This window comes from Arenibacter amylolyticus, from assembly GCF_002150785.1.
Taxonomy (GTDB): Bacteria; Bacteroidota; Bacteroidia; order Flavobacteriales; family Flavobacteriaceae; genus Arenibacter; species Arenibacter amylolyticus.
Genome location: NZ_MTAZ01000035.1, coordinates 1 through 17,599 on the forward strand (window position 1 = coordinate 1; position 17,599 = coordinate 17,599).

Consider the following 17,599-nt stretch of genomic DNA (forward strand, 5'->3'; position numbering starts at 1 on the left):
CAACATTAATATTTTACCTAAACACAACAATTAGTCATGATCCTAAAAAAAGCTTCAACACAAAGGTTGAAGCTTTCACATTTTAATTTAACCACTTAAAATCTAGATCTTCGGATTCCTAATTGGAATTACATTAGAGATATCATATCCTGAAAACCTCTTCATGTAATAAGCTACAGAAGATCCGAAACTATCATTTACATTATTTTTACCGTACGAACGAAGGTATTTTTTAACATTACCTGCTCCCGCAAGGTGTGCAGCAGCCAGTATACCGGATTCGGTAATTTCCTGACCGTTGATTTCCTTACCTACAAAGCGCTTTATATCCCTTCTTAAGATCCACTTATTCCTGGATAAATTGGTTTGAAAAACCTTTTCCTGCAATATAGGATCATTCAAAAACAAAGTCGCATTATAAACTCCTAACAACTCCAAAGTTCCAATACCAAACTGGTATTTTCCAAGATATCCAAAGGCATTGGTCGTAAAATAATTTCCTTGAGATTCTTTGAACGCTAAGGCCTCCTTAAACCCGTTATAGGAGGTACCCAAAAAGGGTGGAGTAGCAATAGGCTTTTTTAAAACGATTTTGTGATTGGGAAATAAAACTTCAGTAGGTTCTGTCACTCTTAAAGCTTCCGGTACCGAAACATTTACCTGTTTAGGACCAAAGCTAACTAGTATAAAGATCATGACAACGGGGAACAAATAACTTGTCCACTTTCTCATATTTTGGTTTTCTTAAGACTTACAACACGTGAAAAATGTGTTTGCTTAAATTTCACGCCGCAAATATAAAACCGTTTTCCATTACCGAAGCCAATTTTAACGTAACTTTTGATATACGCGTATTATTACCCGATAAACGACCATTAAATCTGGTTAAGCAACCTATCTTTTAATTTTCTGAGCATTTATCCATCGGACATACTGCACCTTATTCCGGTTGTGTTGTGCCAAAGTTTTGGCAAATTTATGATAACCGAAATTTTCCACATTAGCCACAAAATAGTAGTAGTCGTGTTTTTCGGGCGCTAGTACGGCATCAATGGCAGAGATATCCGGCATCGCAATGGGCCCTGGTGGCAAACCTGCCTTCCTATAAGTATTATAGGGCGAATCTAACTCCAGATCCCTATAAAGTACTCTTTTAATAATGGTATCAAAATTACCAGTATGTTTCTTTATGGCATATATCACCGTTGGATCTGCCTGCAGCAACATCCCTTTTTTTAGTCTGTTATGATACACACCAGCCACTCTTGGTCTTTCGTCTACTTTTACAGTTTCCTTATGCACTATGGAAGCTAAGGTACTCACCTCAGCCGGACTCATTCCAAGCTTCTTAGCCTTGGCCAATCGGTTTTCATTCCAAAACCTACCATGCTCCTTTAACATCCTTTCTCTAAAGCCCTCTGCAGAAGTATTCCAAAAAAACTCATAGCTATTGGGGACGTACATAGAAAGTGCGGTATCCTCATTAAAGCCGTTGGACTTTAAAAAATCCGTATCCTTAAACGCTTCCAACAAGCTTAAGCTATCGGCTTCTATTTGCAAGGAGACCCTTCCCGCCAAATCTGCCAAGGTTTCCTGATTATTAAAAGAAAGTTTAACCGGTAGATTCTTACTCCGTAAGGAATTGATAATTTCATTATTGTTCATCCCCTTCTTAATGGCATATCTACCAGATTTAAAATAATCGCTATAGCCTTTCCTCTTGGCTGCGGTTACAAATTTCCCCTTATTCTCCAAGAGCGGGTCTAGCAAACCAACTACCTCATCAAAACTGGCGTTGGTAGGGATATGGACATAGGTAGTTTCTTCCTGAAATTTGGTATTGGGTTTAAAGAAAATGCCGTATACCACAAAGGCGAAGGTGGCAGCCAGCACCAAGCATAAGCCCACCACAATTAACACAACACGTTTTATTTTCATTCCCCCTTGTTTATTTTTTGAAAAAGAATTTCATTCTTGAACTGACCATTAGATTTGATCCAATCCTTTTTAACCCCTACTTGTTTAAAGCCCAATTTGGTGAATAGGTGAATACTGGGCTCATTGCCCTCTAACACGTTGGCATAGACCTGCCTGAGACCTAGAACCGAAAACACGTAATTACACAAAATCTCTATAGCCTCTGCTCCTACCCCTTTGTTCCTTTGCGCTTTGTCGCTCACAATAATTCCCATTCCCACCCGTAGGTTTTGGGGATCAAAATCGAACAAGTCAATTAAGCCAATCACAACCCCCTTAGGGTTACATATACAGAGACGCAATTGCTTCACCTCATAGATATCCTTATGCGCATTATCTAAATAATACCTTAGGATATGCCTGGAATAGGGTGTAGTGGTGCCACTAATTTCCCATATCTCCGGATTATTCTCCAGTTGGTATAGAAAATCCAAATCTTCGGGCTCCAAGGCCCTTAAAAATATATGTTCCCCTTTAAGCTTCAACATCTATTTCACCTTTAAAGACAAGTTGCGCTGCACCGGTCAGCCATATTTCATTATACCCCTCCTTAGTCTCACTCTTTGTAAAATGGACTTTAAGTTGCCCCCCAGGCGTTGTTATAGACACGGCATCCTTATTGGCTTGTCCAGCGTGATGCATTGCCAAAGCAACGGCTGTTACACCAGTCCCACATGACAAGGTCTCATCCTCTACTCCCCTTTCATAGGTCCGTACATAAAAGGAATTCTCTGCTATCTTTTGCACAAAGTTTATATTACTTCCCTCTTTGCCATAGACACCGTACCTTAAACGTTCTCCTTCCTTCCGGACATCAAAATTTTTCACATCGGTCACAGCTTGCACGTGATGGGGAGAACCCGTATTTAAGAAAAGGGAATTAGACTTCTCTATTATGCTATCTACGTCTTGCATTTGCAGACTTACTACGTTGCCCTCTATTTTAGCTTTATGAAGTCCGTCTACCGCTTCAAAAGAAGTTTCATCCGAAATTAACTCCAAATGCTTCGCAAAGGCCACAATACATCTTCCGCCGTTGCCGCACATGGTACTCTGTTTCCCATCCGAGTTATAATAAACCATCTTAAAATCGGTAGCCTCGTCGTTTTCTAAAAGTATAAGTCCGTCTGCACCTACACCAAATTTTCTATCACATAAAAAGGAAACCAATTGGGTCTTGTTTTTAGGAAAAGAAAGATCCCTATTATCTATAATCACAAAATCGTTTCCCGTTCCTTGGTACTTGTAAAAGTTTAATAGCATATCTCAAATTATATTGCAAAGATATAATTTTATTAAGGTTTAATTAGCAGTTAAAAAGTCGTTAAACCCAATTTATACACCTTTAATTATGTTAATTTTACTGGAGTTAATCAAAAAAAGCGATGAATTTATGAAGAAAATTGGAAGTTTACTACTAGTTGCTGTTTTTGCTGGTGCCATCACTTTGGGTACTTATAAACTATTTTTGGAAAAACCGGGTTATACCATCGTCACCCAAGATAATGGCACAAATTTAGTGACTACTAGTTTTACCCCAACCTCAGCTAGGGGTGCGGGAATCAATGAAGTGGATTTCACTACTGCTGCAGAGAAAACCGTCCATGCCGTAGTACATGTAAAAAACGTAACTATGAGTCAGGGTCCCGCCACCTTAAGGGAATGGTTCTATGGATACGGACGTAATCAAAGACCACAGGTTGGTACCGGCTCTGGGGTAATTATATCCCCAGACGGCTATATTGTAACCAACAACCATGTTATTGCTAATTCGGATCAGTTACAAGTAACCCTAAACAACAATAAAACCTATGAAGCCGAGGTAATTGGAACGGACCCCAATTCGGACATCGCGTTAATCAAGATAAAAACCAAGAGACTCCTGCCCTACCTGGCATTTGGCAATTCGGACGAGACCAAGGTTGGAGAGTGGGTACTAGCGGTAGGAAATCCCTTTAACCTAACCTCTACGGTAACCGCTGGTATTGTAAGTGCCAAGGCACGTGCCCTTGCCTCCTTAGACCAATCCTTTATACAAACAGATGCTGCCGTTAACCCTGGAAATAGTGGTGGTGCATTGGTAAACACCAACGGGGATTTAATTGGAATAAATACCGCCATTACCTCGCAAACCGGATCCTATGTTGGCTATTCCTTTGCAGTACCTAGCAATATAGCCAAGAAAGTGGTAGAAGATATAATGGAGTACGGTAATGTACAGAAAGGAATATTAGGCATAGAGACCATCCCCATTAATAGTCCATACGCTGTGGAAAAAGGTGTTCACGAGATTGAAGGTGTCTATATTGCCAAAGTTGTGGAAGACTCTGGTGCCTTTGATGCCGAATTACTGGAAGGGGATATTATTGTAGGGGTAGACAATGTGGATATTCGCAAATACTCCGATCTCACCGGTTATATATCCTCTAAAAGACCAGGGGATGAGCTACTGGTATCCATTAAAAGGGATAAGGAACTGTTAGAGGTTCCAGTTACCTTAAAAGAGAGACAAACCATGGTAATCCCAAAACTCGGTTTCGAAATCAAAAACTTGACCGATAAGGATAAAAAGACCTTTAAAACCAAAAAAGGCGTGAAGATCATTGGGGTGCCTGAAACTTTCAGAGCCTATGATTTGGAAGGTAAGGTATTGATTTCATTCGGAGATGAGGAAATTAAGGACATTCAGGATGCTAGGGTTAAATTTGGCAGAATCACACGATATGGAAGAACCAGTATTACCATGTTAAATGAAAAAGGAGAAATAGAACGGTTAATTATACAATAATGGCAGTACAAAACCCTTAAACAAATTACTTGTACGACCAATTGTAGCACAAAAGCAATAGAATTGAAAAAAGCGCCTTGATCAAGGCGCTTTTTTTTTGGCAATAAGTTTTACGAAAACGTTTGAAATATATACTTTTACCAAAAACAACCTCAATTTATAGCATCAAATGAACCCAACCAATTTGTACGAGAAGGAACTTGCTTTTCAATCGGACCGAAGGAAGGCAACCACAGAATTTATTAAAATCACCAGTGATCTATGGTACGACCGGTCCATTGAGATCGTTCTCTTTAAAAATCAGGTCATAGACAAAAACGTAAGCGACATTATAAATCTGCATGAATATGCAGGAAAGTTTGTTCAAAAACCTATCTCTATTTTTGATTCCATAGAGATTCTTCGAGCGATCAACGATATATCACTCCCTCCTTCTAAACTAGATATTGGCAAATTAACCTATGAATTCCATTCCCAGGAAAATAGCCATAATGATGTAAAAGCCTTTGTGCTGGATAAATTACAATCTGCGAATAACAGTGATGAGATTCACCCTAAGGATGTGGTTCTTTTCGGTTTTGGAAGAATTGGACGACTATTAGCTAGGGAGTTAATGGCCAAGACAGGGAAAGGAAACCAATTGCGCTTAAGGGCCATTGTTACCCGTGGCCCCATTACGGGCGACATATTGGAGAAAAGGGCCAACTTATTGCGAACCGACTCCATTCATGGGGAGTTTATGGGCACTGTAGAGGTAGATTACAAGGCCAAAGCATTATTTATCAATGGGACCACAGTACCTATTATTGCCGCCGACAAGCCCGAGGATATTGATTATACCCAATACGGAATTAGCAACGCCTTAATCATTGACAATACTGGAGTGTATAGGGACATGGACTCCCTTAACAGGCATCTACAAGCTACAGGAAGTGACCAAGTATTACTTACTGCACCGGGCAAAGGCGAGGTAGCCAATATTGTGCATGGAGTAAACCACAATCAATTTGACCCGGATTCTACAAAGATTTTTTCTGCCGCATCCTGTACTACCAATGCCATTACTCCTATTTTAAAAGTGGTGGAAGATTCCTTAGGCATTAAAAAAGGCCATATAGAAACCATCCATGCCTATACCAATGATCAGAATTTAGTGGATAATATGCACGGCAAATACAGAAGGGGCAGAGCCGCCGCCCTTAATATGGTTATTACTGAGACAGGTGCCGGAAAGGCGGTGGCCAAGGCTATTCCGCAACTTTCGGGAAAACTGACATCCAACGCCATTCGGGTCCCAGTTCCCAATGGGTCGTTGGCCATTCTAAACTTGGAAATAAAAAACAGCACCTCCAAAAAAGCCCTGAACACTATTATTAAGAAATATGCCTTGGAAGGGGATTTGGTAGAACAGATTAAATACTCCCTTAGCAACGAATTGGTATCTACAGATATAGTAGGCACCTCTGCTCCTGCCATTTATGATAGTACTGCAACCATTGTCTCGGAGGATGGAAAAAACTTAGTTCTATATATCTGGTACGATAATGAATTTGGATATGCACACCAAGTGATTCGGCTTGCCAAGTATTTTGCAAAAGTAAGGAGGTACACCTACTATTAAAGAGAGTAAACCTAGGGCTTTGGAAGAGAATCAACAGGTACATTAGGGGGGGTAATACTTATAATTGTATCTTGTTTTTTTAATAATTGGGATTATTAAAGTATTTTTGCCGTCTCGGATGGATTAATAACACTAAGAATTATTTTAATGAAACTTTATAGAATACTAGTTGTTGTATTGGCCCTATGGTCATGTAACCTAAGCCTTGCCCAGGACGGTGAGGAACAGGAGGTACTTTCCTTAGACGGCGGCCCCATTAGTTCCCAGTTTGAGTATCTCACTACAAAATCAGGACCTTACCGGGCAGAGGGCATTAGATATAGAGTGGTGAAGGAGGTAAATCTCAATAAACTGAGAAAGAATGTATCAGACTCCATCAACGAATTCAATGAGCGTGCGGCACAACTTCGCACTACCATTGCTAGCCATGAGGAAACCATTGAGTCCCTAAATAAGCAGCTGGAGGAAACCACCAATAACCTAGCCGCTGTAACCGAAGAAAAAGACAATATGTCTTTCTTGGGCTTTAACACTTCTAAAGGTACCTATAATGCCATTCTTTGGACTATTATTGGAAGTTTGTTGTTATTACTACTGTTCTTTATCTACAAATTTAGAAACAGTAATATCCTTACCCAGGAAGCTAAGCAATCGCTTTCTGAAGTAGAGAAAGAATACGAAGACCATAGAAGACGAGCACTAGAACGCGAACAAAAAATCAGCAGACAGCTCCAAGACGAAATTAACAAATACAAGAAATCATAATAAAAAAAGCTCCTCACCGGAGCTTTTTTTTATTGCCATCATCGACCCTTCTACAATAATTTCCTATTCATATCCATAAGCATGCTCGGGATGCTTTGGCTTCATTAAATAACCTTAGCTCTGCCGCTTTCTACCAAAAGTTAATTTGGGAATATAATCCAACGGTTTTAACTACTTTTGCAGCGTTGTATTTAATTGGCTCCAAAAGAAATTACCTTCAGTTATGCGAATAGATATTATTACCGTGGTTCCGGACCTCCTTACAAGTCCGTTTGGTGCATCCATCCTAAAAAGGGCAATAGATAAAAAAATAGTGGAAGTCCACGTACATAATCTGAGGGACTACACCGATAAAAGTTATAATCAAGTAGACGATTATCAATATGGAGGTGGCGCAGGAATGGTGTTGATGATAGAACCCATAGACAAATGCATATCGGCCTTAAAAAGTGAACGAGATTACGATGAGGTTATTTATATGACTCCAGATGGTGCTACTTTAAACCAAAAAACTGCCAATAGTTTATCCCTCCTCAAAAACATTATTATTCTTTGTGGACATTATAAAGGGGTAGATCAACGTGTACGGGATTTATTTATCACTAGGGAAATATCTATAGGTGATTATGTTCTATCTGGTGGCGAATTAGGGGCCGCAGTGCTATGCGACTCTATCATACGACTCATACCAGGTGTCATATCCGATGAGACCTCTGCCCTTACGGATACTTTTCAAGACAACTTATTAGCCCCACCCGTGTATACCAGGCCTGCAGATTACAAAGGGCATACCGTACCAGAGGTGTTAACGAGCGGTAATTTCCCTAAAATTGAAAAATGGCGAGAAGATCAGGCCTATGACAGGACCAAGAAACTAAGACCCGATTTATTGGACCACTAGGTGCATACGGAAGCCAATTTTATATGGACAAAATTGAATAATTCTCCCCATCAACCAAAGTCACTCATTTACAGGCGGAACAAAAATCAGAAATCCCTGATAAAAAAGGAATTTTCCCTTGTAAATTATAAATATTCAACTATTTTTGCACTCCATTAATTCAACCTCTGACGATAATCGTGAAAGTTGACTTAAGTAACTGATAATTATATACCATGGAAGAGTTAGTAAAATTTGTAGAAAACGAATTTGTTCCGAAAAAAGATTTCCCAAAATTTTCAGCAGGTGACACAATTACTGTGTACTTTGAAATTAAGGAAGGTGAGAAAACAAGAACCCAGTTTTTTAGAGGAGTTGTTATACAACGAAGAGGATCTGGGGCAACCGAAACATTTACGATTCGTAAAATGTCCGGTACCATTGGTGTAGAGCGTATCTTCCCTGTACATATGCCTGCATTGCAAAAGATTGAAGTAAACAAAAGAGGTAAAGTACGTAGAGCACGTATCTTCTACTTTAGAGAGCTTACTGGAAGAAAAGCTAGAATTAAGGAAATTCGTTCTTAATATATTTTTTTCCCGATACACTAAAAGCGTTCATATATTATATGGACGCTTTTTTTTGATCTACCGTTAAAATAGGGTCTTGATAATACGCTTATAATTATTATTAAACTTGCTTAAAAAATTGTTTTTTAAGCAATAAAGTAGTATCTTTAATCGTAGCCTTTAGTGAATTTTAAAGGTAAAGGCTATATAAAGTTTACGTTCTTTATCCATTTGTTTGTTTCAGTTTAATGGTAGCAATACCACAATATGAAACCGAGTTCTGAAGTTACTTTATTAGGGTTCAGGATTTGTAAATCTTTGAAGGTAGTAATGGTTACAATTAGGTTGTTCCGTCACACCAACAACTATTTAAACAATGGGAGAAATACCGCTGTTCCTATGATTTTTTCAATGGAAAAAAGTGTTTCAAACGTTGAAACAGCCACGCAAATGCAATCAATGGTTGCCGTTTTGTAAAATTACAGAACAAGAGGTTTGTAAACTGTTTCTAGAAAGCCATGTCAAGGTAGATTCTACAATGATATGGCTTTTATTATTTTCTATCTATCCGTGTTATTCAACAATCCAATTAGCCTTTTATTTCCAAGCCAGTGGTATCTATTTGAATCTTAATCTCCAAGGTCACTGAGAAGTTCTCATGCGGCGTACTCCTAATTTTAGACTCACCACCTTAAATTGGATATTTGAATCGTTGTAATCTTGTAAAATTATATTTAATGCACCTTAATAATGAAGGATTTATAATTTTTCGCTTATTCCCCACATAAATCCCAATTATGGCTCTAGCAGTTTATTTGGCATTTTTAAAATCGTATATTTGCTCCGCTTAAACATAAAAATATAACTAAAAATGCCAAAAATTTTATATACCAAAACAGACGAAGCCCCTGCATTAGCAACTCAATCCCTTCTCCCCATAGTTAAGGCATTTACAAAAACAGCCGGGATAGAAGTTGACTTAAAGGATATTTCCCTTGCTGGAAGGATTATTGCTACCTTCCCAGACTACTTGGAGAAAGATCAACAGATTTCGGACGATTTGGTAGAATTGGGGAAATTGGCAAAATTGCCCAACACCAATATTATAAAGCTTCCAAATATCAGTGCCTCTATTCCTCAATTGAAAGAGGCCATTGCCGAGTTACAGGCTAAGGGCTATAAACTACCCAACTATCCAGACACACCATCCAATGATGAGGAAAAGGATATACAGGCAAGATACGACAAAATAAAAGGTAGTGCTGTAAACCCAGTTCTAAGGGAAGGCAACTCCGACAGAAGGGCGCCACGTGCCGTTAAAAATTACGCAAAAAAGAATCCACATTCTATGGGAGCATGGAGCTCCGATTCCAAAGCCCATGTTGCTACCATGGACCACGGAGATTTTAAATCTAACGAAAAATCCCTAACCCTTACAGAAGCCACTGAGGTAGCAATAGTTCACACCTCTACAGACGGAACCAAAACAACTTTGAAAAAAGGTTTTCCGTTGTTGAAGGGTGAGATCATAGACGCCACCGTACTAAGCAAAAAAGCATTGCTAAACTTCCTTAAAGAACAAATTAAGGATGCCAAGGACCAAGGCGTATTGTTTTCATTGCATATGAAAGCAACCATGATGAAGGTGTCCGACCCCATTATTTTTGGTCACGCTGTTAAGGCCTACTTTGAGGAGGTATTTAACAAACATGCAGCTACCTTAAGCTCTTTGGGAGTCAACGCTAATGATGGCCTGGAAAGCTTATTCAGCAAAATACAGGAGCTACCGGAAGCTAAGCGTACGGAAATAGAAAAAGACATTAAAGCGGCCATTGAAAATGGACCGGATTTGGCCATGGTAAATTCTGATAAAGGAATTACCAACCTTCACGTCCCCAGCGATGTTATTATTGATGCCTCTATGCCTGCCATGATCAGAAATTCTGGTAAGATGTGGAACGCTCAAGGAAATGCACAAGATGCCAAAGCAGTAATCCCAGACAGTAGTTATGCCAGCATTTATACTGAGACCATAAACTTTTGTAAAGAACACGGGGCATTTGACCCTACTACTATGGGGACGGTTCCTAACGTGGGACTTATGGCGCAAAAAGCTGAGGAATACGGTTCCCACGATAAAACCTTTGAAATTGACGCCAAGGGTACGGTAGCCGTGGTGGACGTTAATTCTGGTGAAACCCTTATCCAACACGAAGTTGAGGAAGGTGACATATGGAGAATGTGCCAGGTGAAGGATGCTCCTATCCAAGACTGGGTAAAGCTAGCCGTTTCCCGTGCAAGAGCCACAAAGGTACCTGCTATATTTTGGTTGGATGAAAACCGTGCCCATGATGCGGAATTAATCAAAAAGGTGAACCTATATTTAAAGGATCACGATACAGAAGGGTTAGATCTACAGATAATGAGTCCTAAAAACGCTACTATATATACTTTAAAGCGTTTAAAAGCTGGACAGGATACTATCTCGGTTACTGGAAATGTTTTGCGTGACTATTTAACAGACCTTTTCCCCATCTTGGAATTGGGTACCAGTGCTAAAATGTTGTCCATAGTTCCTCTTATGAACGGAGGAGGGCTTTTTGAAACAGGTGCAGGTGGATCTGCTCCGAAGCACGTAGAACAATTTTTACATGAAGGACACCTAAGATGGGACTCTTTAGGAGAATTTTTAGCCCTGGGTGTTTCTTTGGAGTACTTAGGAGAGAAAAACGATAATCCAAAGGCATTGGTGTTGGCAGAAACCTTAGACGCTGCTACGGAGCAATTCTTGATTAATGACAAATCTCCTTCTAGAAAGGTATTTGAATTAGACAACAGAGGTAGCCATTTCTATCTAGCCTTATATTGGGCCCAAGCCTTGGCAGAGCAAAATAAAGACCAAGAGCTAAAAGCACACTTTACACCAATCGCAGAGCAGTTAGCTGCCAGCGAAAATGAAATAGTAGAAGAGTTAAACAAAGCCCAGGGAACTGCTATGGAAATTGGTGGTTATTATATGCCAGAGACAGATCTTATCAGTAAAGCCATGAGGCCTAGCCAAAAACTCAATAGTATTTTGGATACTATTTAAGATTTCCTCAAGCTGGAATTAAAGACCTTTTCAATCTATGAAAAGGTCTTTTTGTTTTAATTATTGCGTAGCTTTATGCCAGTAGCAGGTTAAAAACACATAACAGACCACCAAACTAATGCGGATAAACCATCGGGCCCCATTCTTCATATTCCTACTATTTTCAATATGTATTTACTCCCAGAATCGTTATACCCTCAGCGGTACGGTTACTGAAGCATCCAGCAATGAAACATTAATTGGTGTAACCCTTTCCGTTCCCTCCTTAGGAAAGGGCGTGGTTACCAATGAGTATGGTTTTTATTCTATTACGCTTCCAAAGGGCAGCTATGAAATAAGGCTTAGTTATTTAGGTTATGAGGAGATTGTTAGCACTGTAGATCTAACATCAGAAAACAAGCGATTAAACTTTCAATTAAGGGAGGCGGCAGAACAATTAGAAGAAGTGGTAGTTACAGAGGATGTTGAAAAACTGAACATACGAAAACCGCAGATGAGTGTGAATTCACTGTCCGTGGAAACCATTAAGGACATCCCCGTAATCTTAGGGGAAGCGGACATTATTAAGTCCATCTTACTATTACCAGGGGTTACCAATGCAGGTGAAGGTTCTTCAGGATTTAATGTTCGCGGAGGTTCGGTAGACCAAAATTTAATTCTCCTAGACGAAGCTACCATTTTTAATTCTTCCCATCTTTTTGGTTTTTTCTCTGTTTTTAATCCAGATGCCATTAAGGATCTTAAGCTGTTTAAAGGTGGAATTCCGTCTAGATATGGCGGCAGGGTCTCTTCTGTCCTAGAAATTTTTCAAAAAGAGGGCAATAGTAAAGAGGTAATGGTAAATGGCGGCATAGGGGCCGTTGCCAGTAGGTTGTTAGTCGAAGGGCCTATCATTAAAGATCGGGCAGCTTTTCTTGTAGGCGGCAGGGCTTCCTACGCCCATTTATTTCTTCCCCTATTTGAGGTGGACAATTCGGCTTACTTTTATGATCTCAATACTAAATTAAACTTTAGGATAAATGACAAGAACAATATTTATTTATCCGGGTACTTTGGAAGGGATGTGTTTAGAATTAGCGATAGCTTTGTAAATACCTACGGTAATGCCGTAATGAATTTTAGGTGGAACCATTTATTTACTGACCAACTATTCTCTAACCTCTCCCTAATCTATTCCGATTACTACTACGGACTAGAACTAGATTTTGTTGGGTTTGAATGGAACTCCGGTATTCAAAATTTGAATTTAAAGTACGATTTTAAGCATTATCTAAGCAATAGCCTACAGATAAATTATGGTTTAAATAATATCTATTATACATTCAATCCAGGAAAAATAGCTCCAAACAGACCTTCCTCAGGTATCGTAGAGGATCAATTAATTCAGAAATATGCCAATGAATTAGCCTTCTATGTGGATATTGAACAAGAATTATCGCAGAATTTAAGCTTACAATACGGGCTAAGGTTCAGTAATTTTACCCGATTGGGGCAAGAGGAATTAAATGAGTACGAGAATAACAATCCCGTTATTTATGATTCTGAATTACACTTGTATAAGTCGGCAGAACCGGTTTCTGTACGCTATCCAAAGCGAAGCGAGAAATTGGCCTCATTTTCCAATTGGGAACCAAGACTGGCACTATCCTATATTTTTAATGATGATAATTCCGTAAAGGCGAGTTATACTAGGTTGGCACAATACCTACACTTACTCTCTAACACCAACTCCCCCACTCCCCTAGATGTATGGACCCCTAGTGGCCCCTTTGTAAAACCACAACTACTAGATCAATTTGCGGTGGGTTATTTTAAAAATATAAACAAGGGTAATTACTCCCTAGAGACAGAGCTATTCCATAAAAAGATAAAGAACAGAATAGATTATATTGACGGTGCCAACCTCATTGCAAACGACGCCATAGAACAGGTCATCCTAAATGGGGAGGCTAGGGCCTATGGGTTGGAAATTCTGGCTAAAAAAAATCAAGGTAGATGGCAAGGTTGGTTAGCATACACTTTGTCTAAATCCAAGCAGCGTACCCCTGGAAGATCTTCTATAGAAACTGGCATTAACGATGGACTATGGTACAGCACTCCCTATGACAAAACCCATGATATCTCCATATACACCAATTTTCAATTAAACGATACCTGGAGCTTTAATAGCAACTTTGTGTACCAGACAGGCCAACCCACCAATTATCCCATAGGGCAATATCAATTTCAGGATCTAACCGTGCCCTACTACGGACCTAGAAACAGGGAGCGTCTCCCTGCCTATCATAGGGTGGATGTTTCGGCCACACTATCTCCAAGGAAGAATAAACAACGAAAATTAAAATCCGAATGGGTTTTTAGCATCTATAACCTCTACAATAGAAAAAATGCAGCTTCTATAAGCTTTTCCAGAAATTCTGATACCGGAGCCAACGAAGCCGTAAGAACCTCTATCTTTGGGGTGGTTCCTGCGGTAACCTACAATTTTAAATTCTAATGCGATGAAACGACTCTTATTTTCCATTTTTATTTTGTTGTTGATTGGCTGTGTAGACGTAATTGAGGTAACGCTTCCATCGGAAGATCCCAGGTTGGTAATAGATGCTGTGCTTAGAATTAACAATATAAATCAACCTAAAACACCAGTACGGATCAAAGCCACTCTAGGTAGTTCTTTTTATGATACGGTACAACCGGCAAAATTATCCCAAGTTAGAATTTTAAACACCACAAAAAACAGTTTTATAGAATTATCCGAAAATCCGGAAGGATCAGGAGTTTATGAAAACGAATGGGAGACCGAGTTCCTTCTCAATGGGGACTTGGAGCTACAACTAAATCACAAGGGGGAACGCTATTTGGGACGTACCCAGTTTGTTCCAGCAGTACCAATAGATTCGCTTAGACAGGGAATGGGAACTCTTTTTGGGGAGGATGAGACCGAAGTTTTGATTAATTTTACAGACAACGGAGAAAGAAATGATTTCTATCTATTCGACTTTAATTTTGGGGAGTATCTCGTAACCGAAGATGAATTTTATCAGGGACAACATTTTGAGTTCTCTTACTTTTATGACAAACGTTTACAGGATCAAGAAGAACTGAACATTAGTTTATTAGGAATCGATGAAGATTTTTTCAATTATATGAATCAGCTGATACAGCAAAGCGGCTCAGATACCGGTCCCTTTAGTACTCCCGCTACCACCGTTAGGGGGAATATAGTTAATATGGATAAAATGGACCAATTGAATAGCAGTATGCCAATTACCGACGGTTTTGCATTGGGATACTTTGCAGTGTGCCAAACCTTCTCCAAGACCATAGTTATTAATAAATAGGATGTAAACTAGGTTGACTTTATAAAATTTAAACACATACGCATGAGAACCAATAAAGATATTTTGGTGAAAGGAATAAAATATTTAGCCTATACCGTATTACTAATGTTTACCGCTCCCGTAGTAATCTACCAAGCTTTTAAAAACGAGGGACACCCCTTATACTGGCCCGTATTGATAGTAGGCCTCATATTGGCCATTGGTGCCATTAGTCTGGGCTTCTATGGAATTAAAACAATCATGGATGCATTATTTAATAAGGGAAAAAAGGAATAACGAGCATCCAACATGCTCCTCTATTATAAACGCTCTTACATAGATCAATATTACTAACGCCTTAAATTCTCAAAGTAATTATAAATGGCGTTTTCTATTAATTCTGCTGCATTGTCCATGCTATATTGCAGGGAGCTTGCGTCTTTCCCAATTTCCAATACCTCCAACAATCCATGTTGTTTCATCTCTTGGGAATCAACTTCTAGTTTTCCACAGACTGCGATTACTGGAACTTGATATTTTCTTCCGAGTTCCATCACTCCTTTTATCAATTTCCCTTGAAGTGTTTGTGCATCTATCTTCCCCTCTCCTGTTATAATGTAATCAATACGGTTATTTTTAAAGATTTCTGGGAGTTCCGCCAATTGAAAAATAAAGTCAACCCCACTTACAAAATCGGCATTAAAAAAAGATTTTAGACCAAAGCCCGCTCCCCCAGCAGCACCTGTCCCTGGCAGAAGTGCATAGTCTCTACCCAATGTTTCCTTAGCTCGTTCTGCTAAATTCCTCAGCCCTTCGTCCAAGGCCTGCACCTGCTCCCTATTAGCTCCTTTTTGTGGGCCGTATATAGTTGACGCTCCTTCCTGGCCAACCAACGGATTGCTAACATCATTCACCGCCATAAAAGCCTTGTTATGCCAAAGGGAGCCATCCATTTTAACTATCTGGGCAATATGGATTAAGTTTTTTCCCTTAGGCTCCAGTTCATTTCCTTTATTATCGAGAAAACGGAACCCCAGAGCATGAGCAATACCAATGCCACCATCATTGGTAGCACTTCCGCCCAAACCCACCACAAGGTTTTTGGCCCCGTTGTTAATGGCATCCATAATCTGAATTCCAGATCCCAGGGTAGAGGCTTCCATAATTTTTAATTCGGACTGGGAAAGAAGATCCAAGCCAGAAGCTTTGGCCAATTCTATATACGCGGTATCATTCTTTTTATCAATTAAATAATAGGATTTTAAGGGTCTCCCAAGGGGATCTATGGTATCTACTTCTACCCTCTCCACGGAAATATAATGCTCTATGGCATCCAAAAAACCATCGCCCCCATCAGAAGCGAATACCTTAAATATGGTAGATTTAGTGTTAAATCTGCGTATTCCATAAGATAAGGCCCCCACCACCTGCCTTGCGGTTAAAGAGCCCTTAAACTTGTCTGGTATCAATAAAACTTTCATAGAAATTTATGAACTATTTAAGGTGAGAAATAACTACGACTAGGATGAAAACAAAGCACAGTACCAAAATATAACCCTCTTTTTATTTATAAATGGAAATTCTGGGAAATATGAATAGTTCCAAATGCGTTTCTAGTATTCTATTCACTCTAAGCTAACTTAATACAAGGAAACTAATAAAATAAGGCCACTTTTATAGGTAACAAAGATAAATAACTAGAATACCGACCCCATATCGGTTATCATTTAAATACCATCAGACACCAATATAGTCTAGAAACTATAAAGTACCCTCCTTAACCCTAAATTCGTTATTTTCGCTATTAATTTAATCATTTAAAATGAAGATACTTTTTGTGGATATGGACGAGGTATTTGCGGATACCTATAACGAACACATTAAACTTTACAATAAGAGATATAATGAAAACCTTCATGTAGATCACTGTTTAGGAAAGGAAGTATGGCAATCCGTTCCTGAAGAAAGAAAGCATGTGGTTAAAAACCACGCTCGTACCGATGGATTCTTTAGAGCGTTAAAACCTATTAAGGACAGTCAGGAAATATTAAAACAATTGTCTAAAAAATACGATCTGTATGTAGCATCGGCGGCTATGGAGTTTCCAAATTCCCTAAGGGAAAAAAGCGATTGGTTAGATGAACACTTTCCATTTATCCATTGGAAAAACAGAATCCTTTGTGGTCACAAACACATTTTAAGAGGGGATATTCTTATTGATGACCGTTCTTACAACCTTGCTTCCTTTGAGGGACGCAAAATTTTATTTACTTCTCCCCATAACGTGCACACTACAGGTTATGAACGTGCAAACAATTGGCTGGAAGTAGCAGATTTATTATTGTAAGCAAATAATAGCCGAATGGGCTCTTGTGAATTTAATAAGGGCCCTTTTAGTATTTCCCTAGTAACTTTTTTTCCTCCTTATTGTTTCTTTACTCCTATATCTTCCTAGCACCTTAGCACCTATTGAGTTCCTTTAAAAGAAGTCAAAAAAAATTCGAAAGGTTCTTCAGTCATCAGTAAACAGAAATCGGTAATCAGTAGTCTTCAGTAGGCAGTTCAATTTAAGGCAAGTTATGGTTGAT

General features: G+C 39.1%; 15 protein-coding genes. 10 read left to right on the forward strand and 5 right to left on the reverse strand.

Annotation, left to right across the window (positions count from 1 at the left end; genetic code table 11):
• Positions 1-102: 102 nt before the first annotated feature.
• From BV214_RS12795 to dapF, 4 genes are all read right to left on the reverse strand, one after another.
• Complete coding sequence (locus BV214_RS12795; protein WP_086477909.1) at positions 103-732, reverse strand: hypothetical protein; 630 nt, start codon at positions 730-732, stop codon at positions 103-105.
• Positions 733-894: 162 nt separating this feature from the next.
• On the reverse strand, positions 895-1,938 hold the full coding sequence (mltG, locus tag BV214_RS12800; RefSeq protein WP_086477910.1) for an endolytic transglycosylase MltG: 1,044 nt from the start codon (positions 1,936-1,938) through the stop codon (positions 895-897).
• Positions 1,935-2,465, reverse strand: coding sequence for a GNAT family N-acetyltransferase (locus BV214_RS12805; protein ID WP_086477911.1), 531 nt, complete (start codon positions 2,463-2,465; stop codon positions 1,935-1,937). The genes mltG and BV214_RS12805 overlap by 4 nt, the downstream gene beginning before the upstream one ends.
• The gene (gene dapF / locus BV214_RS12810) at positions 2,452-3,240 is read right to left on the reverse strand and encodes a diaminopimelate epimerase (protein WP_086477912.1); all 789 of its coding nucleotides are present in this window, start codon (positions 3,238-3,240) and stop codon (positions 2,452-2,454) included. Before dapF ends, BV214_RS12805 begins: the two co-directional genes overlap by 14 nt.
• A 130-nt stretch (positions 3,241-3,370) precedes the next feature.
• Between dapF and BV214_RS12815 the strand changes: the two genes are divergently transcribed.
• The 9 genes from BV214_RS12815 (at position 3,371) to BV214_RS12855 (ending at position 15,308) form a co-directional block, all read left to right on the forward strand.
• Positions 3,371-4,765: a S1C family serine protease gene (locus tag BV214_RS12815; RefSeq protein ID WP_086477922.1), complete on the forward strand. Its 1,395-nt coding sequence runs from the start codon at positions 3,371-3,373 to the stop codon at positions 4,763-4,765.
• A gap of 169 nt (positions 4,766-4,934) precedes the next feature.
• Positions 4,935-6,386, forward strand: coding sequence for a glyceraldehyde-3-phosphate dehydrogenase (locus BV214_RS12820; RefSeq protein WP_086477913.1), 1,452 nt, complete (start codon positions 4,935-4,937; stop codon positions 6,384-6,386).
• 147 nt (positions 6,387-6,533) lie between these two features.
• On the forward strand, positions 6,534-7,151 hold the full coding sequence (locus tag BV214_RS12825) for a tRNA (guanine-N1)-methyltransferase (RefSeq protein WP_086477914.1): 618 nt from the start codon (positions 6,534-6,536) through the stop codon (positions 7,149-7,151).
• Positions 7,152-7,374: 223 nt separating this feature from the next.
• Complete coding sequence (gene trmD, locus BV214_RS12830) at positions 7,375-8,052, forward strand: tRNA (guanosine(37)-N1)-methyltransferase TrmD (RefSeq protein ID WP_086477915.1); 678 nt, start codon at positions 7,375-7,377, stop codon at positions 8,050-8,052.
• 215 nt (positions 8,053-8,267) lie between these two features.
• Positions 8,268-8,618, forward strand: a complete 351-nt coding sequence (rplS, locus tag BV214_RS12835; RefSeq protein ID WP_086477916.1) for a 50S ribosomal protein L19 — start codon at positions 8,268-8,270, stop codon at positions 8,616-8,618.
• A gap of 853 nt (positions 8,619-9,471) precedes the next feature.
• Complete coding sequence (locus tag BV214_RS12840) at positions 9,472-11,691, forward strand: NADP-dependent isocitrate dehydrogenase (RefSeq protein ID WP_086477917.1); 2,220 nt, start codon at positions 9,472-9,474, stop codon at positions 11,689-11,691.
• 118 nt (positions 11,692-11,809) lie between these two features.
• Positions 11,810-14,188, forward strand: coding sequence for a TonB-dependent receptor (locus tag BV214_RS12845; RefSeq protein ID WP_176328517.1), 2,379 nt, complete (start codon positions 11,810-11,812; stop codon positions 14,186-14,188).
• Between the two features lie 4 nt (positions 14,189-14,192).
• Positions 14,193-15,032: a DUF4249 family protein gene (locus BV214_RS12850; RefSeq protein WP_086477918.1), complete on the forward strand. Its 840-nt coding sequence runs from the start codon at positions 14,193-14,195 to the stop codon at positions 15,030-15,032.
• Positions 15,033-15,074: 42 nt separating this feature from the next.
• Positions 15,075-15,308, forward strand: coding sequence for a DUF6095 family protein (locus BV214_RS12855; RefSeq protein WP_086477919.1), 234 nt, complete (start codon positions 15,075-15,077; stop codon positions 15,306-15,308).
• A 53-nt stretch (positions 15,309-15,361) separates the two neighbouring features.
• Here the strand turns inward: BV214_RS12855 and BV214_RS12860 are convergent, their stop codons facing one another.
• Positions 15,362-16,492, reverse strand: a complete 1,131-nt coding sequence (locus BV214_RS12860; RefSeq protein WP_086477920.1) for a glycerate kinase — start codon at positions 16,490-16,492, stop codon at positions 15,362-15,364.
• Positions 16,493-16,833: 341 nt separating this feature from the next.
• Between BV214_RS12860 and BV214_RS12865 the strand changes: the two genes are divergently transcribed.
• Positions 16,834-17,358 (forward strand): 5' nucleotidase, NT5C type, encoded by a 525-nt coding sequence (locus BV214_RS12865; RefSeq protein ID WP_086477921.1) that lies wholly within the window; start codon positions 16,834-16,836, stop codon positions 17,356-17,358.
• Positions 17,359-17,599: the final 241 nt, after the last annotated feature.